This is a genomic window from Acidicapsa ligni (assembly GCF_025685655.1).
Taxonomy (GTDB): Bacteria; Acidobacteriota; Terriglobia; order Terriglobales; family Acidobacteriaceae; genus Acidicapsa; species Acidicapsa ligni.
On the sequence record NZ_JAGSYG010000007.1, the window covers coordinates 94,056 to 119,144 of the forward strand.

The following is a 25,089-nucleotide window of genomic DNA, read 5'->3' on the forward strand; positions in this document are numbered from 1 at the left end:
GTTTTATTAGGAAGAGAATGCAACACAGAGCAGCCCGCTATCATGGAGGTCATGCTCGATCCACTTACTTCCACCGCGTTCGCCATTCACAATAGCAAAGGGGTATACGCGCTCCTCCTGGGCTCCGGAATCTCGCGTGCGGCTAATGTCCCAACCGGATGGGAAGTGACGCTCGACCTCATTCGCAGGATCGCCGTAATGCGCTCTCAGACCGAACAATGCGATGCTGACCCGGAAGCCTGGTTTCGAGCCAATTTCAGATGCGAGCCGAGCTATTCCGACTTGCTTGAGCACCTTGCGACTTCCCCGGCAGAACGGACCGCCGCGCTAGCCCGTTACTTCGAGTCAGGTGAGGACGAAGATGGACCGGCGGCGAAACCCACCGCCGCGCATGTGGCCATCGCCAAGATGGTCAAGCGCGGCTACTTCCGCGTCCTCCTGACTACGAATTTCGACCGTTTGTTGGAGCGAGCCTTGGAGGCTGAGGGGGTTAGCCCAAGCATCCTATCTACGCCAGATGCAGTGCACGGTGCCATGCCGCTGGCGCACAGTGCGTGCACCATTATTAAGCTGCATGGTGACTACAGGGATGGTCGCCTCCGCAATACAGTGGCGGAGCTGACGGACTATGACGAAACCACGCGGGGGCTCTTGGATCGGGTACTCGATGATTACGGGCTTATAGTAAGCGGTTGGTCTGCGACGTGGGACGTCGCTCTCCGGGATGCCATCATGAGGACACCGAACCGACGCTTCACAACCCTCTGGAGCTACGTGGGTAGCCTCAGCGCCGAGGCGGAACAAGTGATCCATTCTCGTCTCGCACAGAAGGTCGAAGTTACCTCTGCGGACAGTTTCTTCGTCCAACTCAATGAAAAGCTTGAGTCGCTTGAGAGTTTCGACACACCGCATCCACTTTCGGTCGAACTCGCCGTTCGCGCTGCGAAGCGCTACGTCGCAGAGGATCGCTATCGCATTCAGCTACATGATCTGGTCATGGCTGAGACGGACCAAGTCGTCAATGCCGCGAAGCAACTTTCAGTCAATGCAAAGTTCACCGACGACCTCTACCTAAAACGTATTGAGTTGTACGAAACCATAACCCAAAGGCTAATCCCGGTCATCATCAATGTTGCGTATTGGGGAGATCAATCATCGCTTCGATTGCTCACCTCTGTCGTTGAACGCTTGATGGTGACAGGAACCGGATTCAACGGCACAACCGGATGGTTAGACCTACAGCTTTATCCCGCGGCTTTAGTGTTTTATGCAGCGGGACTTGGACTTCTGGCAGCCGAACGATACGAAGGCCTGCGATTCCTGACACGCGACTTTCGGACAAGCGCAGTGGACCTGAACCGACGTGTGGGATTAGCGCTGCCGCGTCTCGGCCTGCAAGGCATCCTGGATAAGGACACACTCAACCGGATATTGGGGAAGAATTTCTATGTTCCCTACAGTGAGCGGGTTCACGGTCTTTTTTCTGCTGTCGTCGCAAAGCAGCTGCCCGGCGTTCAAGACTTTGACGATTTATTTGATTTCTTTGAGTTTCTCGGTTCGCTAATCGTGACGGACGATCGGATGGCATCCGATGAGGGCTGGGTATGTGGCTGGTTCGGGAAATGGGCGTTCCGCGATTCCTTGGGAAAGAATGTTCGGACTACCATGAAGGCCGACCGCGACCGCCTTGGAGTAGACTGGCCGATCGTAAAGGCAGGCATATTCGCGAACCTAGAGCGCTTTGATGAGGTGCATGAAAGACACAAAACCGATTGCGCTTCTCGAGCGCGGTGGTGATTAGCCAACCAGCAAGAACTGATACAGGAGATCTTCGGTTGAGCGGTGAGAGAAAGGAGGTCCAACGGTATTCCTGACTGTTACTGACAAACCGACTTGAAGCGAAAATTAATTAGACGCCTATCCGCCTACCCTACGTGCCCTCTACACGTTGGCTTGGTTAACTTTCCATCTGTTTCATTAGCTTGTACTCTAATGCCTTCAAAAAAGCGTTGTGTAAGTGCGGCTCCAAAGCGCGGTTCAGCGCCGCCAATTCTGCGCGAATCGTTTGTTCATCACTCTCATGTATTACATCGTGTATGCACAGCCAGGCACAGAGATGTGGAGTATCTTGGATGGCGTTTTCGGCCATGACGGTTCGTGCCAGCTTCTTCGCTTGGCCATCGTCGGACAGAAAGCTTTGCGCGGTTCTCTTAGCAAAGACGATGGACGACAGTTCACCTTTACTAATGGCCTTCCGCTCCTCCAGTGCCGCGAGTTCTTGCAGATCTTCCAAGTCGATATCCCAGAATCGAATCTCACCATCCTTCATCCGCTCGCGGAGTCGGCTCCGGAGTTCCTGCCATTCTGGAGAATTTCCGCCGCGCTTGTGGAAGCACTCATAGTGAACGAACTGTGTAGAACTGATCGATATTCGCGCGTTTCGTGACGCGCGATAGAGACAGCCGCTTCCCAAGATATTCCACAGCGCACAGGTATCAGCGACGTTGAGCAGCATGAACGTTGCGTACGGGCTCATTGTGTTCCAGTCAGGGTGAAAAGGGCTTTTATCTCTCCCATTTCATCCTCTCGGACCATTAGCATCTCGGCGGCCCGCGCGTGAGAAATTCGCCCCCCGTCTAGGGCCTCCAGGCACTCGCTAACGTAGTGCATTGAGAGTCCGCGTTGAAGAAGCGAAAGCTTTCGATCACGAGTGCGGCCAGTTTCCGACCCGATCTCCGGATCGACTTTCTGGTGTCGTGGCACTCTTGATCCCTTCAGTTGATCGAAGATGATGTTGTCAATAATCCCCAGATCTTTCAGTGAGATTCTGAGAACTTCGGTGCTTACCTTTAGGCGCTTCGCCCACTCGGTGATGGCGGTGTCATCCCAAGTGGCTACGCGAGATAGCACCGCGCGTGCAAACGCAGGGGGGACCAGGTAGTGAGAAGCGAAAGCGTTAGCACGCACTTCCATGAGATTCGACCCGTCTCTGGTCAGCGAAACGTTAAACTCGCTGTCTTCCATCAGTGCATGCGCCAACTCATGGGCGGCAGTAAAGCGTTGCCGATAGACATCTTCGTCGTAATTGACGAGGATGCATCGACCCGCTTCCGGGTGACGGATCATCACCCCGGAAATGCTCGAATTTTCTAATTTCCGCCTAAATACGTGGATTCCGAGCTTCCGCAAATCCCTGAACAAATCGGAAGGAATCTGGTCATCTTGGTATCCGAAATGAACCCTCAGCGCGCTAGCAGCAGTCTGCCCCTGCCTCTTGAAATTACTACCCTGCGGTGAGAAGTGGAACGAGTCCGACCGATAAGCATTGCTTTTCCAGAGCCATGATTCGCATTCGCAGAGATATAAAAATTGCTGAAGAGATCGCCGATCTGACTTGCTGAAGAGATCGCCATGCTTTCGATATAAGCTGTCCGTCTCCTCAAAGGCGGCGAGCCGCTCATTGGATATGAAGAACTTGTAATCGCAGTCGAAATAGTCAGCAAGGATGAGTACTTCATCACCGGTAGGATCTGCGCCCCCAGCCCGTAAGACTGCGAACCGGGCATCCGGTATGCCGGTGCTGGCTACTACTTCGTTATCCTCGACATCCAAATGCTCCATGGAGCGGCGGATCTTGTCTGCGAAGGCTGCGCGATCAAAGGACATTCGTGGCGCCTCAACGGCCAGTCAATACAGCTTTCGTTCCGTTTCTCAGCAGTTTATAGGCTCACCCATCATACAGTTACCGTCGCAATGGCCCTGCGGTCGGCTGCTTCAGAAACAGTACTGACAAACGCTCATCATAAGGGGAAACGGCCCGCTAGTGCAGCGGGCCGTTCTAGAAGTGGCGCGGGTAAGAGGAATTGAACCTCAATATCGTCGCACGTGGGAAGTCACCGCTTTGTACTTCAATGCTGTCTTTTCCGGCTGGAGGAGAGCAATACCGACCACGGCCCCGCTGCAACGTCGCTCTAAACCATCCGTTCTTATTTGCTTTCCCAAGATGATGCTTTGCCTTGGCCCCCTTCTCACCGTGCCGCGTGGCAAGGCATGTTGATGAAGCGGGTTGCGGGAAATTCTTGGTTTCGCTATTGATCGTCGTTGTCATCTGTACTTTCTCCTGCACCTTCACCGAAATGCGCGAGGCAACATGATCGGTACTGCTGACTCCTCCAACCGAGACCCACATTGAGACCAGTAAGATGACCTTTACTCCCAAGCCTCAGGGCTCCATTTTACAACCGCGGTCTCGCTTGAATTTCGGAGGCTCATCCCATTTGATAGTCCACCGTGTAAGCGAATTCAAGCGTTCAACACAGTGACAAAACGAAACAGGTCTGCTTTGCGAGCCAAAGCAGGATAAGTGAAGAGCAACGGCTTCTCTCGAACCATCTGCACTCTGGCACCCGTCGGCACCCTCGTCTTTCAAAGGATCGCAGCTTATCCATATAATTATCTAATAGTTGCCATTCCAGGTCGCCGCAGATCTCTGCCGAACTCCGGCAGAGGTCAGCCAAAATCCCTGCTCACCTGCTGGCTTCCGCCTACCAATTCGTCTTCGATGAGTTCATCGGCGATTATTCGCTCATCGAGAAATGTTGTTGCGATATCTATACCATCGGCGTCGCCTCCGATGCCGGGTCCCGGTTAGAACGGACCCAGTCCTCTCATATGCGAAAGCGACGCCATATTTCGGGAGCCTACCCCCTATGGGGCGGAGCCAAAGGCGCAATAAGATGCAAATATATGTCCTTATCTCATCTATGAGAGCCAGAGTTCCAGATGATCCCTCCATAGACGGAGGCAGTATTGCCCACGTAGGCTCCGGCGGCATTCGCAGCAATAAAGTACCGCTGGTTAGTGAAGTTGTCCACGTTCAGATGAAAATTCCACGCAGATTTGTCATAGCTGACCGTGGCCTTGCCGATCACGTACGACGGCGCGGAGTTCACATTCGTAGTGTCGCTGAAGGTTTTGCCAAGATAGTTCAACCCGCCACCTACCTTGAGTCCCCGCAAACCGGCTTTCGCAAAGTCATACGTCGACCAAAGATTGGCAATGTGCGCCGGAGCGCCCTGCGGATGATTGCCCTGCGCGGTGATGCCCTGCGGATTGTCCGTGATGACTGCATTTTGATAGGTCGTGTTCGCCAGCACATGCCACTGTTCCGTCACCTTGCCGTCGAACGAAGCTTCAAAACCCCTCGTGCGTTGGCTATCAAATACCACGCCCTCAAGCCCTCCGGGGAGCGTCACTGGCGTGGCAACGTTATTGCGCGAGACATTGAAGACTGCTGTATTCAGCGCGACGCGGTCATGAAGGAGCGGAAACTTTACACCGGCCTCATACTGGATTGCCGACTCCGGCTCGCCAATACCGTCCTGTGTATTCTCAGAGCTGAAATTGGAAAGATGGCTGCTGGATGCTCCAAAGTAAGGCACAATCGAGGAAGTTGCCTTGTACAACAACCCGGCGTTCCAACTGACCGGCTTGTCATGGCGGCTCTCCACAACGTTCGGGGTCAAGGGTTGGCCTTCCTGGTTGACGCCGCCTGATCCCGCGCTGAGCGGTAGCAGAAAGGAGTCGAAGAAGTCGCCACGCACACCGACACGGAGCTTCAACTTCTCCGTGAGGTCCACCTGGTCGGTTGCATACACGCTGTAGAAGTTCGCCCAGAGCTGATCGTTATTGCAGTTATGTGACGCATCGCACAGGAACGTGATCCCGGCCAAAGAAGTTTCAGGCGGCACCGGATGGAGCGCATCAGGAATATTGGGAAGATCCGCTGTGCTTCTGTTCGTCGTAATCGTCTGTCTCAGGTACTCGAAGCCGGTCAGTAGCGTGTGATGGATCGGGCCGGTCTTTAGCTTCCATACCGGCTCGAACTGGTAGTCATAGCTGCCGTCGGTGTCGCGTTGCTCACGAAGCTGCCGGCCAACGACTTCTCCTCCGCTGAACTTCGTCTTTGTGCTGTCACCATTGCCCAGCGCGTTGAGTTGGCGAAACAGATACGAGAAGCGGTTGTTGATCGTCAGGATGTCGTTGACATGCCACGTGTCCGTAATGGTCGGGCGAACGAAGGTCTGGTTCGCGGAAGCAAACGGAGTGGAGTATTTTGCGTTGATGGAGACGTTGGTGGCCGGCGTGCCGTTGACGTAGAGGATGCCGTAAGAGTCCGGCGTGTCGTGAGTATGGCGAGCATCGACGGCGATGTCGAGAATATGGTTCTTCGACTGCCACTCAAGAGTTGGTCTTACCTCGTAGTCATGGCTGCTCAGGGAGCGGAAGCCATCAGCGTGCGAGAACGTAGTGTCTACTCGATAGTTCAAGCCTGCGATGCCGGTCGGTCCAGTGACATAGTCGTAGTTCGAGATCGTTCCGAACGAGCCTCCTGTCAGCCCGGCCCCGAAGTGCCGTTCCGACGAAGGCGTGTAGTGAACGATATTGATCGTGCCACCAGGCGCGCCGCTGCCGAACAGAGCCGAACCCGGCCCTTCCAGTACCTCCACTCGCGCCACACCATTCAGCGAGTGCGAAAGGCCGCCCAGCTGATCGCCGTCCGTAAAGCCGTCGCTAAAAATCGTGGCATTGAGTCCGCGAATCAAAAAGTGATCGTAAAACCCTTTGCTGTCCTGGCCGCCATAGTTGACGCCACTGGCATTTGACATCGACTGTCGCAGCATCGTCGCGCCCTGTTCCGCAAGCACCTCGCGCGAGATCACCTGAATGCTGCCCGGGATATCCTCCAGCTTCGTGCCGGTTTTACCCAGCGTCGGGACTTCCAGTAGCGACTCATGGTCGTCGCTCACCGTGACCGACTGTGACACGGGGCTTAACAGCAATCTGACATCGACGGTCATATCCTGCGCAGCGTTAACCGTGAGGGTGGTGTTCTCATACCGGGTAAAGTTGTTGGCTTCCACCGTCAGGTTGTAGGTGCCTGGCGCAACAGAGGGAAAGGTATAGACACCTGCCTGATTCGTAATTGCGTGCCGTATAGCGTGGCTCCCATTGTTCGTCAGGGTGGCCTGTGCATTCACCACCGCTGCGTTGGAGGGGTCGACGACTTTGCCGGTAAGCGCGATATTCTGGGCCGTGCTTGCTTTGACGAGGGAGAAGAGAACGAGGAGGAGGAAAGTGATTCTTCTGGGATGGCCAGCGACACTACAGGTTCGGATCATGACGATGTTCTTCCTTAGACCGTTTGTTAGAAAAGGTTTAGATTGCGACCGAATCAGTCTTATTTAATTACGACCTAATCAGTCTTATATGAAGACCTGCGGGGAATTGTCTGGAAGTTGTCGCCAAGATGTCATTTATTTGTCGGGCGCCGCTCGCGATAACCCTGTCCACACTTAGCTGAGTGTCCCCTTATTCGCCATACTGCCGTCATGGCTCCCTGCCCTGGATACACAAGTTCCCTTTATAAAACGATCGTGGTTAACTGCCCACTGTGTGGGCAAGCGCTGGGGGCAGTCAATCGTCTCCGTGACAAAACCTATGCTAATATATTAAAAAGCATAGGATTTGTAACATGATTGCCACTCAGAGAACCCGTGCTCTCGATCTCCTAAAATCCAGAGGAATGCTTCGTCTTAGGGACTTTATCGCTGAGGACATTGAACCGGAGACGCTGGCGCGACTGCTCAGAGAGGAGCAAGTCATCCGCCCCGCACGCGGGCTTTACCAGCTTCCAGATACTCCGATTGAAGCAGCCTACATGCTTGCCGAAGCTGCCGTGCTCGTGCCGAAAGGAATCGTGTGCCTCATCTCCGCTCTTCAATTCCATGAGCTGACGCTCCAGATGCCTTCTGCCGTGTGGATGGCAATCGAACGTACAGCATGGCGGCCAACGATCAGCTATCCTCCCATTCGCTTTGTGCGGTTTAGCGGATGGGCTATCACCGAGGGAGTAGAGATGTATCCCATTCAATCTCGCGAAGTCCCGATTACGAATCCTGCGCGAACCATCGTGGACTGCTTCCGTTATCGCAACAAGATCGGCATCGACGTTGCCATAGAAGGGCTCCGCGAGGGCATTCGACATCGTAAATGTACGCCGGATCAGCTCTGGCAATATGCAAAGAAGGCCCGGGCCTGGACAATCATGCGCCCCTATGTTGAAACGGTGGTATCCGATGCCGCGTGAAACTCGCAACGTCGGCGCTTCGGTACGGGCCAGGCTTCTCGCTCGCTCACGAGCGGAAGGCTCTGATTATCAAATTCTTCTGACACGATACGCACTGGAGAGACTGCTCTACCGGCTTAGTGTCTCTGTACACAGCGAGCGCTTTATCCTCAAAGGCGCATTGCTCTTTGTGACATGGCTCCCCGATCCCTTCCGGCCAACGCGGGACTTGGATCTACTCGGCTATGGAGCGAGCACCCCGGAAGCACTTGCTGATACCTTCAAAGCCATATGCTCAACTTCTGTTCCTGACGACGGTGTGACCTTCGACGTCGAGGGCCTTACGGCCGCACCAATCCGGGAAGATATTGAGTATGGCGGGGTCCGAGTCCGTACCCAGGCAATCATCGACGGCGCACGCATCCCCATTCAGGTAGACATCGGCTTTGGAGATGTCATCACGCCGGGGCCTGTCGAGATCGACTACCCCGCTCTCCTCGATTCCCCAGCACCGCATCTTCGCGCTTATCCGGTTGAAACCGTAATTGCGGAAAAGTTCAACGCTATGGTGACGCTGGGGATTGCCAATAGTCGGCTTAAAGACTTCTATGACCTTTGGCTGATTTCCCGAACCTTTGAATTGGATCGTGCTGCTTTGTTCGCTGCTGTGCAACGAACCTTTGAGCAACGGGAGACTCCCATGCCAACTGGTATACCCACAGGCTTGACGGATCAATATGGGGAGCAGTGGGGTGCGCAGTGGAAAGCCTTTCTCAAACGCGAGCATATGAACGCTGCGCCGAATGATCTGCTTACGTTGATCGCAGACTTGCGTAGCTTCCTGGTTCCATTGACGATCCCATCCAGTACAGATGCCTACTGGACTTCTGGCGGCCCTTGGTCAATCCGCACTAAATAGCTTCGGATGTGCCGGCGACGCCGAATGATAATGCTGCAGAGTTTCTGGAATACCGGGACGAAATGTTGTGATGTCTCGAATCCACAGGCGATTGCCACCTCGATGATCTCCAGATGTTCGGACACAGGTTCGAAGCAATGGATACGCGTTAATTCCGTGTCAGGAGTGTCATCAATCTAGGCCAATTATTTGGCCTTAGGAGATAAGGATGAGCATCACGACAGAAACGCACGAGTCTGTTACATCTAATAGGCAGACCTTTGACATCTTTGGTGTCCAGTTACAGTTTTTGATCGCACCTGAACAAGCTAGTGGAAAGATCAGTGTTTATCAGGGTACCCTTCCTCCCGGCATCGTGGTCCCACTCCATAGCCACGAGGAGCCGGAAATCTTCTACGTGCTTGAAGGTAAGTTGGAGGTCTATCAGGAGAGCGGCGCCCAGCGAGGGTGGTCGACAACTGGTGTTGGCGATATCATCGCCGTTCCGGGCAATATAAAGCACGCGTTGCGCAATACATCGTCCAGCCCAGCAACCACTGTGATGATCACACAGGACCAGTTGTACGGGTTCTTCCGCGAAGTCGTCAAGCCAGCCAACAGTCAGCAGCCCGCGCCGCCTTCTCAGGAAGAGATGCAGCATCTGTTTGCTGCAGCCGCCAAATATTCTTACTGGATGGGTTCTCCTGAAGAAAATGCTGCCATTGGAATCCAACTCGGGTAGTTACCGAAGCCACAATGCGAAAAAAACGCATTGCTCTAGGAAGGAGCAGGCGGTACCGGTTCCGATTCTGCCTGCTCCACCACGATATTCCTTCAGAAGTGACACACTGCCGCGCGGCTACAGATCATCTTGTCCCAAGGTTGGTCGTCGAGATGGCGGAAAATCACCGCAAGAGCCTTAAGAAGCCGCCTAAGGCTATAGACGAGTACATCGCTTCCATAGAGTCACAGAGATTGACGTAAGCTGCCCCCTGCTTCACACACATACGGTCGGCGATCAATCGTAGGAATCTGTGACGGTTTTGTCGGCAAATCCCAAGACCTAATAGCGAGAGAATTCGATTGTCTCGGCAGCGCCGCGATAATCGAATCGTGCAACAGACTGTTGCACGATTGGCGACGCTTATTCTGGAAGCAGTTTCAGGAAAAATCCGTGAAAAGTTCTCTTGGGGCGACGGAAAGAGCTTTCGAGAGCTTTACGATATTTTCTAAAGCCACGTTTCGTTCACCTCGCTCAACGCTCCCAACGTAGTTGCGATGCAGTCCAGCCCGTTCAGCGAGTTCTTCTTGGGAATAGCCTCGTTCCTCGCGAAGTCTGCGTAATGAGGTGCCAAACCGAGATCTGATGGAACGAGTGGTCACTCTTCCATACTTGGAGTGTGACCACTATGAGTCTACACACTATGAGTGTGATAATGGGCTTGGCATCTAATTTGAGCGAGGTTTGAGAACATGAAGCAAGATTACGTGGAATGCTCCGAACTATCCGGGAAGACTATCAATACGTTACGCATCTATAAGCATGCAAGCGACGGAACGGAAATCCAGATAGAGCTTACCGACGGGACATCATTCTCCTGCTGCGTGTCTCATCCTCCCGCAGTAACGGCCTCGCACTATCAGTGCGGCGTTGGCACGCCCAAGGTGCTCCGCGATTACGAGCTATAGGGGATTTACAGTCTGTTGTATCCCTCCATTATTCCCAAATGGAATAACCCTCTCCCTAGAAATCATTGGACTCGATTCGAGGCTGGCACTTAGCTTTGCGCCATGCTGACGCAGTGATGTCAGCGGAGGTGCAACGTGAATCGATTCCGCCGTTTCCCCCGACTGGATAAGACTTCCTTTCGGCTGCTCGTTCGGCCTGCCAATCGGCGGGCGGAGCGTTCTCTCAAGCAAACCCTTTCCCACGCCATCCGCGTGGTCGCCCCCACTCTCATCGCTCTTTCCCTCGTGGGTGTGGCGCACGCTCAAGGAACGATGGACTTCTCCGGGGCGCAAACGCTGATGACAACCTTCAAAACTTTTGCGATTTATGCGGGTGCTGTTATCTGTTTCGGCGGACTCATCTTCGCCGGAATCCGCATGATGAGCGGACGTTTTCAAGACGCTATCCCAGGACTCTTCGGTGCGCTATTCGGTGCCGGAGTGCTCGGTTGGGGAGCCGGTTGGATAGGCAGTTTAACAGGTCAATCGATGTAGGAGGTGCATCGATGGCGAAGCGTGGAGAACCGTTACCAATCAATGGCGCACTGAATCGACCCAGGACCAAATTAGGTCTCGAACTGTCAGCGTGGATGTCCATTGTTTTCGTCACGGTGACGGTTTTCCTCGCCGGTTTCAAATGGCTTGCCATCTTCAGCTTTCCCGCCTTGCTACTCGGCGCGTGGCTGGTCGTTCGCAAGCACCCCAAGATGTTCCAACTCTGGTCTCTGAGCTTGAAACAGAGGAGCTACTATGACCCACGCAAATAACTCTCCCTGGTTTACCAAAGCTGGCGCGGCGACGAGCATACTTCCGATTTCACACTTCGTCGGCCACCGCATCTTCGCCCTCAAGGGCGGTGGATACGGATGCCTGTTCTCACTGGACGGTATCGACCCCGAGAGCCGCACTGATGAGGACTTGGACGTTCGCGTTCGTGGCGTCGAAGCCGCCTTGCGTGGACTCCCCCAAGGCTCCTGCCTCTACCAGTACGCCCGCGTCATCTCCGGCTTCGATCTCCCACGGCAGGAGAAATACCCCAGCCCGGTCACGGAGTCCTTTGCCAGCGACCGGGCTAAGTTTCTTAATCAGACTGCCCGGTTCCGGCGTATCGACCTCCACTGGTCTCTGACAGTTGAACCGGATACCGCGAATCCGCTGGGCCGCAAGCCGAAGGAACAGAGGATTGCGACGGACCGGCAGCTATTCGATCTTGAGAAGGCAGCAACCATCCTCGAATCGCACATGAGCGATTCGATTGGTCTCAAGCTGCTCGGCAAAGACCAAGCGTTTCAGTTTTTCAGCTATCTCTTCAATCTTGAGGAGTGGGCTTCCGATGTCCGTCTCCGCACGGACGACGGCGTGGACCGCCAGCTCGTACACGCTCCGGTTGAATGGCACAGCGATCACCTCCGCATCGGACGCCGCTATGTACAGATGTTTCCCCTCATCAATACGCCGGAGATTTCGCGTCCGTGCCTGTTCACGAACTTGATGGATCTCGACTGCGACAGCGTTCTGTGCTCGGTATGGCGACCCCGGCCCGACAGCGCCACCCGTAAAGAAGTAACGAATCAAGAAAAGTTTCTTGAGTTCTTTAAGCTGTCTCCGTTCCAACGCCTGATGAGCGGCAGGAATACCGCGCCGCTTGAAAACACGGCCACGGCGAAGGCCGTCGCCGGCAACGTGGACAATCTCTCAGAAGTCGTCTCTTCCCTCGATAAGTTGAGCCAGGGGGACTATGCCCTGCGGCTGCTGCTCGCCGCCAACACCGCCGCGGAGTTGCGCGCAGCGACGCCCGCCGTGCATCGGCTATTTGTGGATGCGCGCGCCCCGATCATCGAGGAGACCTACGGCAATCTCTCGGCGTTCTACGCCATGTTTCCGGGCAACCGACAATTCAACGTGTATCCGCTGTGGCTGCGCGAGGACCATCATGCGCGGCTCTCCAGCATCTTCGCGCCACATCTCGGCCACACGTATTCGGACGATCTTGAGGCGGAGTACCTCAACATCTTCGAGACGCGGACGCGGACGCCCTACTTCCAAGATGCCTATGTGAACGGTGTGCGTGTGCAGCTCATCATCGGCCCCACGGGTACGGGCAAAAGCGTCCACGCGAACCAGATGTTGAGCCTTGAGCAGAAGTACGGTGGGTTCACCTTCATTTTCGATATCGGGGGCAGCTACGAGAGCGTCGTGGAGTTGTACGGCGGAAGGATCGAGCGGGTAGGCAAGGATGGGCCACACATCAATCCGTTCGCGCTTGAACCGACCGAGATCAACATTGCCTTCCTTCATTCGTTCATCAAGTTATTGCTCACTAACTCCGGCGCGACAATAGGCCCCGAGGATGATGACGAGGTTTTCAAGTCCGTAAAGGGCATTTATAACTTGCCGCAAGCCATGCGGCGGCTTGGGAACCTCACTCTTCCCAAGCATCTCGACCGCTACATGACGAAGTGGAAGGACCAGGGTGTCTACCATGCAGTTTTCGACAATACAGAGGACAGCCTGCGCTTGTCGCGATTGCAGTGCTTTGATTTTCAAGGAGTCAACAATAAGCAGTACGCGGACCTGATCGAACCGTTGATGGTTTGGCTTTTGCACCGCATCGACGAGATCGTCTACAACCCAACGAATTGGGGCGTTCCCAAGCACGTATTGATCGAAGAGATTTTCTCGAACATGAAGAACAAGCAACTCCTGGAAAGCGCCCTGAGTTCGATCAAGATGGTGCGGAAGAATCTCGGCGGCTTGACCATGATCGGTACATCCGCAGCGGACCTTGGCGAGAATGCCGACTCGATTGTGAACTCCTGCACGTCGTTCCTTTTCCTTCCTGATGCGACGTTCAATCGCAAGGTCTATGGCGAGTTATTCAAGTTGAGCAAGGAGCAGCTAGACCTCTTCGAGAGCCTGCGTCCGCGTGAAGGTCTGTATGTGCGTCGTGACGGGATCACGAAGGTCATCACGCTCAACCTCGACGCCCGCAGCTATGCGAAGTTTTCAACCAAGCCGAAGGACAGGGTCAGACGTTCCAAGCTGGTCGAGATGTACGGACTCCACGAAGGTATCGAACGTTTCGCCCAGGGCGAGACGGCATAGCACCAACCAATTCTCAAAACCCGAAAGAGGATCAATCATGACGCCACGCCCGCTCCTGCTCATAACCGCCGCAGCCATCAGCACGGCGGGTTTCGCTCAGACTCCCCATCTCCAGCCCAGTGCTCCTCGCACTCTCGTCATCACCGACTCCGCACCTCCACCTGTGGTCCGCGTCGGCCTGCTCCAATCGACGCTGTTTGAGCTGCCCGCAGGGGAGAAGGTCGTAACCGTATTCGGCGGCGATACGAACAGTTGGATATTTGACGCAGGCCACGTTGCCTCTCGATACGTCTCCATCAAGCCGAAGATAGCGGATGGGACGACCGATGTTCACATCGTCTCCGATCACGGCAACGAATACACGATTGAGTTGCGCGAGATTTCGAGCGACAAGGACAATCCGCATTTCGACTCGAAGATCAATATCTCGTCGAGCGATTCGAAGTCCGCCGACAACATCGCAAAGCCGCCGATGTTTGTCCCGGCAGCGGAGGCAGAGGCGAAGGAGGCCCAGCTCAGGAAGGAGGCCGACGACGCGAAGAAAGCGGCAGAGGCAGACCACAAGGCGGTCGCTGCCGCCGCCGAGACTTTCAAAGCAAGCTATCCCGGCACGCTGCGCTTTGATTATGCCTGGGATCAGAAAAAGGGCGCGGCGCTTGGCATTCAGCAGATTTGGCGCGATGACAAGTTCACGTACCTTCGTGGGCAGTTTCAGGAGACCCCGGCTCTGTATGAGGTAAAGGACAAAAAGCCCTCGCTCATCAACTTCGACTACAACAACGGGCTGTACACCGTGCCGAAAGAGTTAGTGAGCGGCTATCTCGCCATCGGCAAGCAGAAGGTTGAGTTCCATCGGGCCGGAGAGAGGAACTAGCCATGCCAGAACCGAATCAGCACCCCCCTGCCACCGTTCCAGAGCAGCCCGAGGCGTCAGCGCCGATCAATAAGCGGCAACCCATGATTATTCTGCTCTTCATTATCCTGCTGGTCTTCGTTATCTCCAGCGTCGTGACGGCGAGCAAGAAAGCCACACCGCTCAAGAGCCAGTTGACGGCGAGACCGGCGACCGCCAATCCACAGCAGGTTAACTCCTTCGAGACGCAACAGGAGCAAGTCGCCAAGAAGGATCAGGAAGTGCAGCGACAACAAGCGGCAACGGCTGCCTTGCTTGCGGCGATCCAGGCTGCGGATACACCCGGCCCCGAGGCTCCGGGCGCTCCGCCGATGACACCTGCCCAGCGAGCCGCCATCTATGGCTCCGGCAATCCGAACGCGCCACAGGCAACGTCGCAGATGTCGGAACGGCAGGCTCAGGCGAAGCAGGCCGAACTAGCGCGGGAGAAACAACATCAGGACGCCATCAACAGCGATACGGTTGCCGTGGACTTTTCCCAGCCCACGACGGAACACGCAACTCCCGCGCCAATTGTTGCTGACGATCACCATGCCGCCAAGCCAGCTACGGATACGCCGGAGAAGCCTGAGCCGAAAGACGCAGCCATCGACAAATACGACTTCGACACATACGACGGCAAGCTGTACCGGATCTTCGAGGGCAGTGTCTTCGAGGGAGTCGTGACCAATCATATCGACGGCGGCCTCGCTGGTCCGATTCTGATTATGCTTACGACCGATTATTACTCGCACGACCACCAGCAGCTTTTGCTGCCACAAGGCACGCGGCTAATCGGAAGCGTGCAAGCCGTCAATTCCAGTCAGGCTCGCAAGATGGTGGTCTCCTTCCACCGTGCAATATGCCCCGACGGATTCTCCGTCGATCTCGACAAGTTCGCGGGCCTTGATCCTTTGGGCACGACCGGGCTTGCAACCAAGGTGGACAACCGCTATTTCCAGACGTTCGCCGTCGCTGCCGCGATTGGCGGATTAGGAGGTCTCGCACAGATAGGCAATAACAACATCCTTGATCCCTCAGCGCAGGTTCGCAACGGGGTCACGTCGCAAACCAGTGAAGAGGGTGAACAGATACTTAATCACTTTCTCAACCGCCTTCCGATCATCACCCTCAAGGAAGGTTCTCGCGCACGGGTCTACATAGGCCGTGACATCCTCATCCCCTCCTACGCAGAACACCGCGTCGAACCCGCACTGTGACGTAAAGGAGCTAAATCATGCAATCACTTCTCAGCAGATACCGGAACGGAGCCCTTGCTGCCGTCTTTCTTATGTTGACCGCCCTGCCAGGACACGCGCAGTTCGGTGGCGTATTCACCGACCCTGTGCAGTCAGGCCATGCTCTCCAACAAATTGCCCAGAACGTACAGAACAGCGCCACTTGGCAACAGCAACTCGCAAACACGATCAAACTTCTCGCCACCGCAGACAAGGACTATCAGCAGGCCATTACCACCTACAACACCATCTCGAACAACCTGAAGAACTTCAGCAGTAAGTCCATCTGGCAAACCATTCAGTCCCAGCTCACCATGGCAAACTTTGCCAATCAATACGGCGAGACGACTGGACTCCAATCGGCCATGAACGGCCAGGCGCCCGGCACGGCAAGTATGGTCTGGAAGCTCATGAATCTGGGCCTTAACTCAACTTCGTCGTCTTTCCTGAGCAGCCAGGTCCTCGGATCGAGTCATGCGTTGGCTACCCTCACGCGCATGGAAGCCATGGACGGGGTTTCTAGTCAGTGCCTTGGCTCTGTGGGCAGTTACAACGCGATGCGGAATGGAAACATGCTGCCCCAGAGTTCGCTCACGCAAGCGCAGTTTGATACCACATCCTTCACCAGTACCGAACTCGAACAGCTCAATCTCGTGAATATGGGAAATGCTCATCATCTTAACGAGACGCAAGCTCAAGGCGCACTCCATGCCTGCCAGGCGGCTCAGGCCGCCGTGCAGAACATGGCTCAGCGGACAGCGGCTGCGGATGAGATCAACAATGCCGCATTCGTTCAACAACAACGGGCGACCTTCTCGTCCGCGCCTGCAAACAGTTCCCAAACCTGGGAAACGTACCTGCCTTAAACAAGGAGCCGCCATGCAACAGACTTTCAGAACGAAGCTCTTGATAGCGATTCTTGCCGCTCTCAGCGCGATTGGCGTCGTTGTCGCCCATCAGCTTCAGGTCAGCAAAGAGACAGCCGCCTCCACAGCCAAGACCGCAGCCGAACGTGAGAACGCAGCGCAGATCGACCGCGACGACAAAGCCGCCATCCAGAAGATCCGCGAGCGCAATGTACAGAAGGCCACCACGGCTCCAAACCAATAATCGTTCTATCTCGCAACGCAACTTGCAACAGAGGAGAACCCACAAATGATCCTTCACAGCATGGCCTCCTCTGCTTTTTTCTTGCAGACCGCCGCCGCCCCAGGGGTTGACTGGCTGTATCAGTTCACCAATAACCTCACCAATCTCACGACCCAAAACGGAGACGCACTGTCGTCTGTAGGCATGTCTTTACTGGCCTTTATCAGTCTCATCAAGCTTGTCCGCATGGTTGCGCAATGGAACATCTCGACCATGACATTCAGCTTGAGCGCCCAGCCGGTTCGCATCGGCGATCTTGTCGAGTTTTTGATGCAGCTCATTATCTGCCTGCTCATCATCAACTATTGGACGACGCCCTTGCCGGGAGCAAGTTTCGGATTTAACCACCTGTTCTCGTACTTCGCGCAGGTTATCGTAGCGGCACTCGATCAAAGCTCGCTCAACCAGTTGCAGCAGGCGCTCAGTACAGCGCTCAATAGCACCCCTCAGCCCAGCTATCTGGCCCCTTTAGAGATAGGAATGTATATCCTCGTCTACCTCATCGTTGGCCTTGCCGGCGGAATCCTATTCCTGATCAACTGCTCGTCCTTCATCTTCTATGGCGTAGCAGCTCTCTTCGGACCCATCTTCGTGCCGCTCCTGATGTCCCGTACCTTTCGCGGCAAGTTCTACAACTTTGTTGATGTGCTGCTCAGCTTCGCGATGATCCGGGCCGTCGCTGCCGCGTTCATCTTCGTTTGGTCAGGGTTCCTAGTGACGTTTCTCCAGCAGACTTTCAATGGCGACTACTCGCTTGCCATGTGGATAGCAAACCTTTACGGAGTCATCGCCGTCTTCATCGCCTTCATCCTCAATATGACGATGGTGCCAACAATCACACAAACACTCTTCGGTGGCGGTTCCGGCGCAGCCGGAAGAGTCGCGCAATTCGCTGAAGCCCTGGTGATCAGGGCAGTGGCAATGGGGGCCTAATGTTTGCAATGATCTGTGCCTATCTCTGTATTCCCGTTCGTTTCCGATTCATTGCTCAGTGGCTTGCCGCTGGCTTTGTCCTCGTGGTTCTCATCCTTGTGCTCGTCCTTTTCGCTCGCATTATTCTCACGCTCCCTGTGCATCACGGCAGCCTTTTCCACCCGAGATCGCATCAGCCAATGTCGCCCGACTTCATCAGCCACTATTCGCACCGCAGCGTCACCCTCAGGAGGGTCCGTGAAGACTGAAGGCCTTACTCCCAATCAGGTTCTGCTGACCGATGAGATTGCGAACGAGAAATACGTTGGATTCTATGCGGAACGCAGGATGAGTCGCATGGTCATTGCGACAGAGAGCGTGCTTCTTGTCGCCAGCTTTGCCGTGATTGTCTCACTGGCCCATCGCCCCGTCGTCAACCGCTACGTCCGTATCGACGAGATGCGCCATGCTCAGGCGATCCAGTACAGCGACTTGAACTACAGTCCCCGCGAGGGCGAGGTGAGGACGTATCTCACCGATTGGGCTAACTACCGCTACACCATCAACCGAGAGACCATCTCGAAGAAGTATCCGATGAACTATTATTTCCTGTCGACACAGCTCGCCAATCAGTACATGGCCGACGACAATGCGACGCATCTGGTTTCGCAAGTCCTCGCCAATCAAATCGAGCAGAACGATGTCGAAGTGGATGGTGTGACGATCACCTCCATGTCCCAGGAGACCGTTAAAGATGCGCCTATCGCGCGCGGGACGGCCTTGGTGAACATCACGAAGGTCTTCTCCCCACGCAACTCCCGGCAGCCTCGCAAAGAGCACTGGGTTCTCTCTGTGACCTACTACCTTAACCCGGCGCAAGTCAGTGTCGCGGCCCAGACCTTCCCTCAGTTCGAGACCATTAATCCGCTTGGTCTCACCATTACGGAATTCCATGAAAATCGGTTGTCGGTAGAGCCGATTGATCCTGCCACGTCTCCACAGACAACGGCGGCTCCGACAATGCTCGGAGTTCCGGCCGCTGCACGCCCGATAGAGGCTGTCCGATGAGTTGGGATCTCGTACTCGGCTTCTTCCCCGAAGAGATGCAGAGGCTCATCCTCGACACGACCATCTCCGACCTGATGATTAATGGGACGACGGGTGTGTTTGCCGACCGCAATGGGATGGTAGAGCGCATCCCGCTTGCCTCTGCACTGACGACCGATACGCTGCTGGCTGCCACTCAGCAGATTGCCCGGAAGCTCGGCCAGAACCTCTCCGATCAGAACCCGATTCTCAACACGCGGCTCCCCGATGGCTCGCGCGTTGCCGTCGTAGGACCGCCAGCATCCGTCAATGGCATCACCATGACCATCCGAAAATTCAACCGCTGGTATACGTCCGACGAACTGATTACTTCCGGTAGCTTACCGAAGCAGGTTCGGGATACCGTTGTCCGGCTGATTGGGGAGAGAAAGAACGGCATCATCAGCGGTGGAACTGGCTCCGGTAAAACCACATTGATGAAAGCCTTGCTCGACCATGTTCCGCTGCATGAACGGTTGATCGTCATTGAGCAGCCAGCGGAGTTGAAGGTAGGACATCCCAACGCCATTCGCTGGGAAGCTGTCGAAGCGATTCCCGGCCAGGTTGCCATTACCCCGAGTCAGCTCTTGGCCGCTGCTCTCCGGCATCGTCCCGACCGCATCATCATGGGGGAAATCCGCGATGAGTGCGGCTATGACCTGTTACAAGCCATGAATACAGGCCACGGCGGAACGCTCTCGACTATCCACGCAAAGTCCGCGTGGGACGCTCTCAATCGGCTGTCCGATTTGGCCCTGAGTGCCAGGCCGAATCTCAATCACGCTTTCGTGCGTTCGGAGACAGCAGAGGCCATCGACTTCGTTCTCTATTGCGAGCGCGATCACTCTGGCAAACGCCGTGTCCGCGAGTTGATCCACGTCGCCGGATACAACCACACGGAGCAGTCCTTCGAGACGGAGGAAATCTATCGTGCTTCGGAAAAGGAGCAGCAACGATGACAACTGAACAAAAGGCATCTCTGGAACGTCTGATTGCGATTGCACAAAGCGATACCGGACAGGCACGGCGTGTCGCCGACTTCCTACTGGCGTGGTGGAACGCGGGTGAGTGCGGAGGATTCGATCTCACTACGCTATGGTTCGTTGATCGTTCGATTGCGGATGACATGGTGATTGTCTTCAGCTACGTCGCTCGTGCGAACGCCTATCCCGACACTCTCGGCTTCAATGTCGCGTTCCAGTCCATCGTGCGCGGCTGGCGGCCTGAGCTTGCGGATTGAACCGAACGAATCGGAGCTATGCAATGGATCTTCCTGGTCTCAGTGCGATGAACCAACCCTCATGCAGAAGATGTGACTTTGAGCGTGACCGTGCCGACCAGAAGACACGCGAATGCGGTTGCGATATGCGGCTCTTCGCCCGAGGTCTGGACGGGGAGAGTGAATCTGGATTGCCGGTGGATAGCATCGGCGGGAAGCGGATGAGTTCATTGTTCAGTTGTGTGTCCCCAACCACGAATCCCGCTTTCACTCGGTCACTGCTTCGGGGGCAAACCGACGCCCAGCGGCACGGCGGGTTCTGCTTTTTCTGGACTCCTCCCCCAAGCTGGAATACGCCTGGGTCCCCGCTCCAGAAAATGCACCCTTGGCACTTGGGAGTCGGCCCCACTCGCTTGGCTTCGCCGGGTGTGACCCGAGCAAGATCGGGAATTCAAAAACGGAGACACATCATGTACCAGAACAAAGCAATCCTCATGGGCTTCCTCGGTAACGACGCAGAAGTTCGCACCGGCAAGAACAACCAGAAGTTCACCACGTTCTCCCTCGCCACTAAGACCTCCTACAAGAACAAAGAGACCGGTGAGTACATCTCGCGTACCGAATGGCATCGCTGCATCGTCTTCGGCAAGTTCGGCGAGTTCGCGGCCACGCTCAAGAAGGGCGCACATATCAATCTTGAGGGTGAGATTCAGCACACCGAGTACACGCCCAAGAAGGCGAAGAAGCCAGTACGCTCCGACAGCGTTCGGGTCACTTCCATCCTCAAACTCGACCGGGCGGAGAAGGCCGCCCCGGAAGACCTGGAGCATGAGCCGGAACCGTCCGAGGACATCCCCTTCTAGGGGTTGTCCTCGCCGCGATGGAGGTCCAGCCAGTACCGGACTTCCGTCGCATTTCTTTCTGAGGTGTAACGATGAATCAAACCGCAGCCGACTTTCTTACCCGTTGCTTTGCTCCTGACGAGACCATTGCTCTCCTGCTCCGCAGCGAGAGTCCCACCCTTCCGACGCAGCGCATCGTTGCTCTTGAGAAGGCGCTTGCGCCGCGCTATCTCGCGTGGCTCGCGCATGAGAACCGGAATGGCGCGAACGTCTATGCTGCTGCTAATCCGCTGCTCACCGGCAGTCGCAAACGCACCAAGGAAAGCATTGCATCGGTTCGCCATCTTTATATCGACATCGACACGGATGGCGATACGCGACTTGCTGCGCTCCGCGCTTCCGATGCCGTACCGACTCCGAGCGCCATTCTCTCCACATCCCCCGGAAAGTATCAGGTACTTTGGCGTGTCGAAGGCTTCGACTTCGCTTCTCAGGAAAGCGCCCTCAAGCTGCTCGCCATAGCCTTCGGCGGCGATTCCGCTTGCACCGACTGCAACCGTGTTCTCCGGCTGCCCGGTTTCCTGAATCGTAAGTATGCCCTCGCGCACCGCGTCACGGTCGAATACCCCTGCGATTCCGTCTGGACTCCCGCCGACTTCCGGCTCGATAGCGGTGCAGTCGATGCCATGCTCTTCGACCATGCCATCCCACCCCGGAGGCAACCCGGTAAGCACAGCAATTCGGAGACCGATTGGGCATGGGTCTCCCATGAGCTTGCTCACGGTAAAGATGCCGTGAAGCTGACGAGGGAGCTGGCTTCGCGCCGCTCCAACAAGCCCAATCCTCTCTACTACGCGCAGCGCACGGTGGACGTTGCTTCGGCTCGCCTTTGGCTGATCGAAGGCATCCGCATCGACGACGTAATCACCATGCTCGAATCCCGCCACCGCTTCGAGCTTCCCGCTGCACTTTGCTCTGCTCGTGCGCGGGAGATTGCGACCACGGCACAGCGCATGATTGCCCGCAGAAAGATTGCCTGATTCATCACCAACAAGGAGACCCAAATGCCCTTACTTGAAGTCGTCCAAACCCGCCACCTTAGCGCCTCGATTCGGCTGACAGATACGACCGCTATGCAGGTCGATCAGTACGCCGCCTACATCCATGCAACCGCAGATGGTGTGGTAGAGAAGGCGCTCGAATACGTCTTCTCGAAAGATCCCGGCTTCCGTGAGTTCCTGAAGACGCCAGAAGCGCAGCGCATCACGCCCACACTGCGCGTCCGTAGAGTGGCGGCCAATGATGCAGCGGAGCTGCCTGCGAAGAAGCCCGCAAGCGGTGTGCAGTCTCCGGCACAAACCCCGGCAGTTGTGGCGGGGTTGAAGGCATGATCCTCCATCGGAATCCGTGGCAGGACCACAACGGTGCTGCGCACCGGAAGAAGATTGACACTCCATCCCTTGTAGGGAGCTGTTTAGCTCCTTGCGGGAGCTAATGGGTTCCGACAGAAACGACACAGGTTATGAAATCGCGGGAGCTTATAAGCTCCACTCGATTTTGCCAGAAGGAGGTCGTCCAGCATGGCAGTTCTGAATATAGAAACCACGCGGCGCAAAGGCACCGTGAAAGGCCGCGAGAGTCGCAATCAGACCCTCAACACCAAGCTCACGCCGACCGAGGCCGCCGCAGTCGAGGCGGCTTCGGAGGCCGATGGGAAAGCGGTTGGGGAGTGGCTGCGCGACCTGGCGTTGCGAGAGCTTGGCAGAGACAACCGGCAACTGCCGTCTCTTGCCCTCATGGGTGAGATCACCGCGATTCGCTTGCTGCTGATTAATACGCTGGAGCCGCTTTTGCGCGGCGACAAGATGACGCCGGAGCAGTTCAAGGAAATGCTCCGGTACGTGAAAACCAATAAGCGCAAGGCGGCGGCAGATATGCTCGCCAGCTATGCAGAAGGGACAACAGAACAGCCATGAACACAACCCAATGGGGACGCAAAGAGACCATCGTTCGCCCACCACATGCTCCGGTGTTTGCCTTCGCCGCCACCCTCGCGGCACTGATTCTGACGTGCGTTTTCATCGGCCTGTACATCGGGTTTCTGATGTCGCCGTTGCAGCGTTGGTATCTGCCTCTCTACGTCCGGACGGGCGTGATGGGCATCGTGCGTCAGGTGGACACGTACCAGCTCCTTAACGTCGCGGACGTGCATCTGCACGCCCGGCCCGCCACCGAAGCGGACGTGGAGAAAGGCTCTACGCCACAGCCCAATCGCCGGCCTTTGCCCCTTGCACTCTCGAATTCGGCGCGCACCTCCGGCCTCGTTTACCTGTATCCCGGCCCCAAAGCCAGCTACCGCAACGGGCCACTCCATGACTACCTGCGACGATTCTTCTATGACGGCCGCGGCATCGTCGGCGTGCTGCGCTGGCCGCTACTCGCTGGCCTCCTTTCCTTCCTCGGATTGCTTGTCTTCGCTACGCGCAAGGACGTTGAGCGGTTGAAAGAGATGAAATACGGCCGCCTGCTCAAAGGGCCGGTGCTGGTGTCTCCGAAGGACTTCAATCGTGCCGTCAAGGGCGATGGCGTCGGCTTCCAAACCGTCGAGTTCAAGCAGCTCATGCGGATACCGGAGCGGGCCGAAGGACAGCATATTGAACTGATGGGCGACTCAGGAACCGGGAAGTCGAGGCTCATCATGCAGCTCCTCTTGCAAGTCCAGGAACGCGGCCATTCCGCTATCGTGTATGACCCCGCGTGCGAGTATGTGCAGCGGTTCTACGACAAGGATCGCGGTGACATTGTTCTGAATCCGCTCGATGCCCGTTGCCCCTACTGGGGGCCGTCCGAGGAGTTGCGCCGCCGCGCCGAGGCCAAGGCCATCGCCGCATCGCTGTACCAGCCCACCACCGACAAGAAGGGTGAGTTCTTCACCGAGACGCCACAGAAAATCTTTGCCCACCTGCTGACCTTTGGCCCCACGCCGGAGGAGCTTGTCGAGTGGATGGCGAACCCCGACGAGATCGACCGCCGTGTGCAGAACACGGAGATGGCGATGATGATTGCCAAGGGGGCCCAGCAACAGCGCAACGGTGTTCTGGCCTCGCTCGGATTGATTGCCGACAGCCTGCGGATGCTGCCCCGGAAAGATAGAACCGCGCACCATTGGAACGCGACCCAATGGGCCGAGACGCGCAAAGGATGGATCTTCCTTACGTCGAAGCCCAGCGAACGCGAGGCTCTGCGTCCCTTGCATAGCCTGTGGATTGACCTGCTGGTGTTGCGTCTCCTGAACGAGCCGCGAGAGAGCCAGCATCCGGTGTGGTTTGTGTTGGACGAGCTAGCCAGCCTGCAACGCCTGCCGCAGCTCCATACTGCGTTGACAGAAAACAGGAAGGGGAAAAATCCTCTCGTGTTGGGTTTTCAGGGTAAGGCCCAGCTCGAATTCATTTACGGGCACATGGCCGAGGTGATGCTTTCGCAGCCGAAGACGAAAATCTTCCTCCGCATCACGGAGCCCAAGGCCGCCGAGTGGGTGTCGAACGCCATCGGCAAAGTCGAGATCGAGCGGCTGCGGGAGACCCACTCCACCGGCTTAAGGGCTGGGAACAACTTCAGCGTCGAGCGCCAGATCGAGCCGCTGGTGATGGACTCCGAAATCTCCGGCCTGCCCGACCTGCACGCTTTCTTAAAACATGGGAACGAGGTCGCTCGCTTCTCATTCGCATACAACGATATTCCGGCCACCCAGCTTGCTTTTCTCCCGCGTCCTTTGGATGACGACGCCCTCGCCTTCGATACGAAGACGCTGGTGAAGAAGCCGCCGCAGCCAGATACAAGCGCAACCGATGACGAGTCGATGCAGGCTGGATTTTCACTCGGAGACTGAGCC

General features: G+C 56.0%; 26 protein-coding genes. 21 read left to right on the plus strand and 5 right to left on the minus strand.

What is annotated here, in order from left to right; all coding sequences use genetic code 11:
* Nucleotides 1-51: 51 nt before the first annotated feature.
* Nucleotides 52-1,797: an SIR2 family protein gene (locus tag OHL19_RS20085; protein WP_263359620.1), complete on the plus strand. Its 1,746-nt coding sequence runs from the start codon at nucleotides 52-54 to the stop codon at nucleotides 1,795-1,797.
* A 160-nt stretch (nucleotides 1,798-1,957) separates the two neighbouring features.
* On the opposite strand, the gene OHL19_RS20090 is transcribed toward OHL19_RS20085, so the two are convergent.
* The 4 genes from OHL19_RS20090 to OHL19_RS20105 all read right to left on the minus strand — a co-directional run bounded on the left by OHL19_RS20090 (nucleotide 1,958) and on the right by OHL19_RS20105 (nucleotide 7,181).
* On the minus strand, nucleotides 1,958-2,536 hold the full coding sequence (locus OHL19_RS20090; RefSeq protein ID WP_263359621.1) for a calpain family cysteine protease: 579 nt from the start codon (nucleotides 2,534-2,536) through the stop codon (nucleotides 1,958-1,960).
* Complete coding sequence (locus OHL19_RS20095) at nucleotides 2,533-3,666, minus strand: ImmA/IrrE family metallo-endopeptidase (protein ID WP_263359622.1); 1,134 nt, start codon at nucleotides 3,664-3,666, stop codon at nucleotides 2,533-2,535. The genes OHL19_RS20090 and OHL19_RS20095 overlap by 4 nt, the downstream gene beginning before the upstream one ends.
* Before the next feature lie 172 nt (nucleotides 3,667-3,838).
* Complete coding sequence (locus OHL19_RS20100; RefSeq protein WP_263359623.1) at nucleotides 3,839-4,219, minus strand: hypothetical protein; 381 nt, start codon at nucleotides 4,217-4,219, stop codon at nucleotides 3,839-3,841.
* A gap of 538 nt (nucleotides 4,220-4,757) precedes the next feature.
* A complete protein-coding gene (locus tag OHL19_RS20105) occupies nucleotides 4,758-7,181 on the minus strand; it encodes a TonB-dependent receptor (protein WP_263359624.1) in 2,424 nt (807 codons plus the stop codon).
* A gap of 353 nt (nucleotides 7,182-7,534) precedes the next feature.
* Between OHL19_RS20105 and OHL19_RS20110 the strand changes: the two genes are divergently transcribed.
* The 3 genes from OHL19_RS20110 (at nucleotide 7,535) to OHL19_RS20120 (ending at nucleotide 9,768) form a co-directional block, all read left to right on the plus strand.
* Complete coding sequence (locus OHL19_RS20110) at nucleotides 7,535-8,149, plus strand: type IV toxin-antitoxin system AbiEi family antitoxin domain-containing protein (protein ID WP_263359625.1); 615 nt, start codon at nucleotides 7,535-7,537, stop codon at nucleotides 8,147-8,149.
* Nucleotides 8,139-9,047, plus strand: a complete 909-nt coding sequence (locus tag OHL19_RS20115; protein WP_263359626.1) for a nucleotidyl transferase AbiEii/AbiGii toxin family protein — start codon at nucleotides 8,139-8,141, stop codon at nucleotides 9,045-9,047. The genes OHL19_RS20110 and OHL19_RS20115 overlap by 11 nt, the downstream gene beginning before the upstream one ends.
* 208 nt (nucleotides 9,048-9,255) lie before the next feature.
* A complete protein-coding gene (locus OHL19_RS20120) occupies nucleotides 9,256-9,768 on the plus strand; it encodes a cupin domain-containing protein (RefSeq protein WP_263359627.1) in 513 nt (170 codons plus the stop codon).
* 419 nt (nucleotides 9,769-10,187) lie between these two features.
* Here the strand turns inward: OHL19_RS20120 and OHL19_RS20125 are convergent, their stop codons facing one another.
* Complete coding sequence (locus OHL19_RS20125; RefSeq protein WP_263359628.1) at nucleotides 10,188-10,409, minus strand: helix-turn-helix domain-containing protein; 222 nt, start codon at nucleotides 10,407-10,409, stop codon at nucleotides 10,188-10,190.
* A 90-nt stretch (nucleotides 10,410-10,499) separates the two neighbouring features.
* On the opposite strand from OHL19_RS20125, the gene OHL19_RS20130 reads away from it, so the two are divergent.
* From OHL19_RS20130 to OHL19_RS20210, 17 genes are all read left to right on the plus strand, one after another.
* The gene (locus OHL19_RS20130) at nucleotides 10,500-10,715 is read left to right on the plus strand and encodes a hypothetical protein (protein ID WP_263359629.1); all 216 of its coding nucleotides are present in this window, start codon (nucleotides 10,500-10,502) and stop codon (nucleotides 10,713-10,715) included.
* A gap of 246 nt (nucleotides 10,716-10,961) precedes the next feature.
* The gene (locus OHL19_RS20135) at nucleotides 10,962-11,249 is read left to right on the plus strand and encodes a hypothetical protein (protein WP_396126816.1); all 288 of its coding nucleotides are present in this window, start codon (nucleotides 10,962-10,964) and stop codon (nucleotides 11,247-11,249) included.
* An 11-nt stretch (nucleotides 11,250-11,260) separates the two neighbouring features.
* Nucleotides 11,261-11,521: a VirB3 family type IV secretion system protein gene (locus OHL19_RS20140; protein ID WP_263359630.1), complete on the plus strand. Its 261-nt coding sequence runs from the start codon at nucleotides 11,261-11,263 to the stop codon at nucleotides 11,519-11,521.
* Complete coding sequence (locus OHL19_RS20145) at nucleotides 11,505-13,859, plus strand: VirB4 family type IV secretion system protein (protein WP_263359631.1); 2,355 nt, start codon at nucleotides 11,505-11,507, stop codon at nucleotides 13,857-13,859. The genes OHL19_RS20140 and OHL19_RS20145 overlap by 17 nt, the downstream gene beginning before the upstream one ends.
* Before the next feature lie 37 nt (nucleotides 13,860-13,896).
* Nucleotides 13,897-14,733, plus strand: a complete 837-nt coding sequence (locus tag OHL19_RS20150) for a TrbG/VirB9 family P-type conjugative transfer protein (RefSeq protein WP_263359632.1) — start codon at nucleotides 13,897-13,899, stop codon at nucleotides 14,731-14,733.
* A 2-nt stretch (nucleotides 14,734-14,735) separates the two neighbouring features.
* Nucleotides 14,736-15,971: a TrbI/VirB10 family protein gene (locus OHL19_RS20155; protein ID WP_263359633.1), complete on the plus strand. Its 1,236-nt coding sequence runs from the start codon at nucleotides 14,736-14,738 to the stop codon at nucleotides 15,969-15,971.
* A gap of 17 nt (nucleotides 15,972-15,988) precedes the next feature.
* On the plus strand, nucleotides 15,989-16,855 hold the full coding sequence (locus OHL19_RS20160) for a hypothetical protein (RefSeq protein WP_263359634.1): 867 nt from the start codon (nucleotides 15,989-15,991) through the stop codon (nucleotides 16,853-16,855).
* Nucleotides 16,856-16,868: 13 nt separating this feature from the next.
* A complete protein-coding gene (locus OHL19_RS20165) occupies nucleotides 16,869-17,099 on the plus strand; it encodes a hypothetical protein (protein ID WP_263359635.1) in 231 nt (76 codons plus the stop codon).
* 45 nt (nucleotides 17,100-17,144) lie between these two features.
* On the plus strand, nucleotides 17,145-18,071 hold the full coding sequence (locus OHL19_RS20170) for a type IV secretion system protein (protein WP_263359636.1): 927 nt from the start codon (nucleotides 17,145-17,147) through the stop codon (nucleotides 18,069-18,071).
* Nucleotides 18,072-18,308: 237 nt separating this feature from the next.
* The gene (locus tag OHL19_RS20175) at nucleotides 18,309-19,118 is read left to right on the plus strand and encodes a VirB8/TrbF family protein (RefSeq protein ID WP_263359637.1); all 810 of its coding nucleotides are present in this window, start codon (nucleotides 18,309-18,311) and stop codon (nucleotides 19,116-19,118) included.
* The gene (locus OHL19_RS20180) at nucleotides 19,115-20,095 is read left to right on the plus strand and encodes a CpaF family protein (RefSeq protein ID WP_263359638.1); all 981 of its coding nucleotides are present in this window, start codon (nucleotides 19,115-19,117) and stop codon (nucleotides 20,093-20,095) included. Before OHL19_RS20175 ends, OHL19_RS20180 begins: the two co-directional genes overlap by 4 nt.
* Nucleotides 20,092-20,376, plus strand: a complete 285-nt coding sequence (locus OHL19_RS20185; RefSeq protein WP_263359639.1) for a DUF7673 family protein — start codon at nucleotides 20,092-20,094, stop codon at nucleotides 20,374-20,376. The genes OHL19_RS20180 and OHL19_RS20185 overlap by 4 nt, the downstream gene beginning before the upstream one ends.
* A gap of 449 nt (nucleotides 20,377-20,825) precedes the next feature.
* Nucleotides 20,826-21,218 (plus strand): single-stranded DNA-binding protein, encoded by a 393-nt coding sequence (locus OHL19_RS20190; RefSeq protein ID WP_263359640.1) that lies wholly within the window; start codon nucleotides 20,826-20,828, stop codon nucleotides 21,216-21,218.
* Between the two features lie 71 nt (nucleotides 21,219-21,289).
* Complete coding sequence (locus tag OHL19_RS20195; RefSeq protein WP_263359641.1) at nucleotides 21,290-22,237, plus strand: RepB family DNA primase; 948 nt, start codon at nucleotides 21,290-21,292, stop codon at nucleotides 22,235-22,237.
* A 24-nt stretch (nucleotides 22,238-22,261) separates the two neighbouring features.
* Nucleotides 22,262-22,588, plus strand: coding sequence for a hypothetical protein (locus OHL19_RS20200; protein WP_263359642.1), 327 nt, complete (start codon nucleotides 22,262-22,264; stop codon nucleotides 22,586-22,588).
* A gap of 189 nt (nucleotides 22,589-22,777) precedes the next feature.
* Nucleotides 22,778-23,173, plus strand: coding sequence for a hypothetical protein (locus OHL19_RS20205; protein ID WP_263359643.1), 396 nt, complete (start codon nucleotides 22,778-22,780; stop codon nucleotides 23,171-23,173).
* Nucleotides 23,170-25,086, plus strand: coding sequence for a type IV secretion system DNA-binding domain-containing protein (locus OHL19_RS20210; RefSeq protein ID WP_263359644.1), 1,917 nt, complete (start codon nucleotides 23,170-23,172; stop codon nucleotides 25,084-25,086). The genes OHL19_RS20205 and OHL19_RS20210 overlap by 4 nt, the downstream gene beginning before the upstream one ends.
* The last annotated feature ends 3 nt before the right edge of the window (nucleotides 25,087-25,089 follow it).

Bases quoted from the DNA above. Each gene is read 5' to 3' on its own strand.
- OHL19_RS20145 (WP_263359631.1), top strand. From the start codon at position 11,505: ATGACCCACGCAAATAACTCTCCCTGGTTTACCAAAGCTGGCGCGGCG.
- OHL19_RS20150 (WP_263359632.1), top strand. From the start codon at position 13,897: ATGACGCCACGCCCGCTCCTGCTCATAACCGCCGCAGCCATCAGCACG.
- OHL19_RS20140 (WP_263359630.1), top strand. From the start codon at position 11,261: ATGGCGAAGCGTGGAGAACCGTTACCAATCAATGGCGCACTGAATCGA.
- OHL19_RS20130 (WP_263359629.1), top strand. From the start codon at position 10,500: ATGAAGCAAGATTACGTGGAATGCTCCGAACTATCCGGGAAGACTATC.
- OHL19_RS20105 (WP_263359624.1), bottom strand. From the start codon at position 7,181: ATGATCCGAACCTGTAGTGTCGCTGGCCATCCCAGAAGAATCACTTTC.
- OHL19_RS20095 (WP_263359622.1), bottom strand. From the start codon at position 3,666: ATGTCCTTTGATCGCGCAGCCTTCGCAGACAAGATCCGCCGCTCCATG.
- OHL19_RS20180 (WP_263359638.1), top strand. From the start codon at position 19,115: ATGAGTTGGGATCTCGTACTCGGCTTCTTCCCCGAAGAGATGCAGAGG.
- OHL19_RS20090 (WP_263359621.1), bottom strand. From the start codon at position 2,536: ATGAGCCCGTACGCAACGTTCATGCTGCTCAACGTCGCTGATACCTGT.
- OHL19_RS20120 (WP_263359627.1), top strand. From the start codon at position 9,256: ATGAGCATCACGACAGAAACGCACGAGTCTGTTACATCTAATAGGCAG.
- OHL19_RS20185 (WP_263359639.1), top strand. From the start codon at position 20,092: ATGACAACTGAACAAAAGGCATCTCTGGAACGTCTGATTGCGATTGCA.
- OHL19_RS20110 (WP_263359625.1), top strand. From the start codon at position 7,535: ATGATTGCCACTCAGAGAACCCGTGCTCTCGATCTCCTAAAATCCAGA.
- OHL19_RS20205 (WP_263359643.1), top strand. From the start codon at position 22,778: ATGGCAGTTCTGAATATAGAAACCACGCGGCGCAAAGGCACCGTGAAA.
- OHL19_RS20190 (WP_263359640.1), top strand. From the start codon at position 20,826: ATGTACCAGAACAAAGCAATCCTCATGGGCTTCCTCGGTAACGACGCA.
- OHL19_RS20155 (WP_263359633.1), top strand. From the start codon at position 14,736: ATGCCAGAACCGAATCAGCACCCCCCTGCCACCGTTCCAGAGCAGCCC.
- OHL19_RS20210 (WP_263359644.1), top strand. From the start codon at position 23,170: ATGAACACAACCCAATGGGGACGCAAAGAGACCATCGTTCGCCCACCA.
- OHL19_RS20085 (WP_263359620.1), top strand. From the start codon at position 52: ATGCTCGATCCACTTACTTCCACCGCGTTCGCCATTCACAATAGCAAA.
- OHL19_RS20160 (WP_263359634.1), top strand. From the start codon at position 15,989: ATGCAATCACTTCTCAGCAGATACCGGAACGGAGCCCTTGCTGCCGTC.
- OHL19_RS20115 (WP_263359626.1), top strand. From the start codon at position 8,139: ATGCCGCGTGAAACTCGCAACGTCGGCGCTTCGGTACGGGCCAGGCTT.
- OHL19_RS20195 (WP_263359641.1), top strand. From the start codon at position 21,290: ATGAATCAAACCGCAGCCGACTTTCTTACCCGTTGCTTTGCTCCTGAC.
- OHL19_RS20165 (WP_263359635.1), top strand. From the start codon at position 16,869: ATGCAACAGACTTTCAGAACGAAGCTCTTGATAGCGATTCTTGCCGCT.
- OHL19_RS20170 (WP_263359636.1), top strand. From the start codon at position 17,145: ATGATCCTTCACAGCATGGCCTCCTCTGCTTTTTTCTTGCAGACCGCC.
- OHL19_RS20200 (WP_263359642.1), top strand. From the start codon at position 22,262: ATGCCCTTACTTGAAGTCGTCCAAACCCGCCACCTTAGCGCCTCGATT.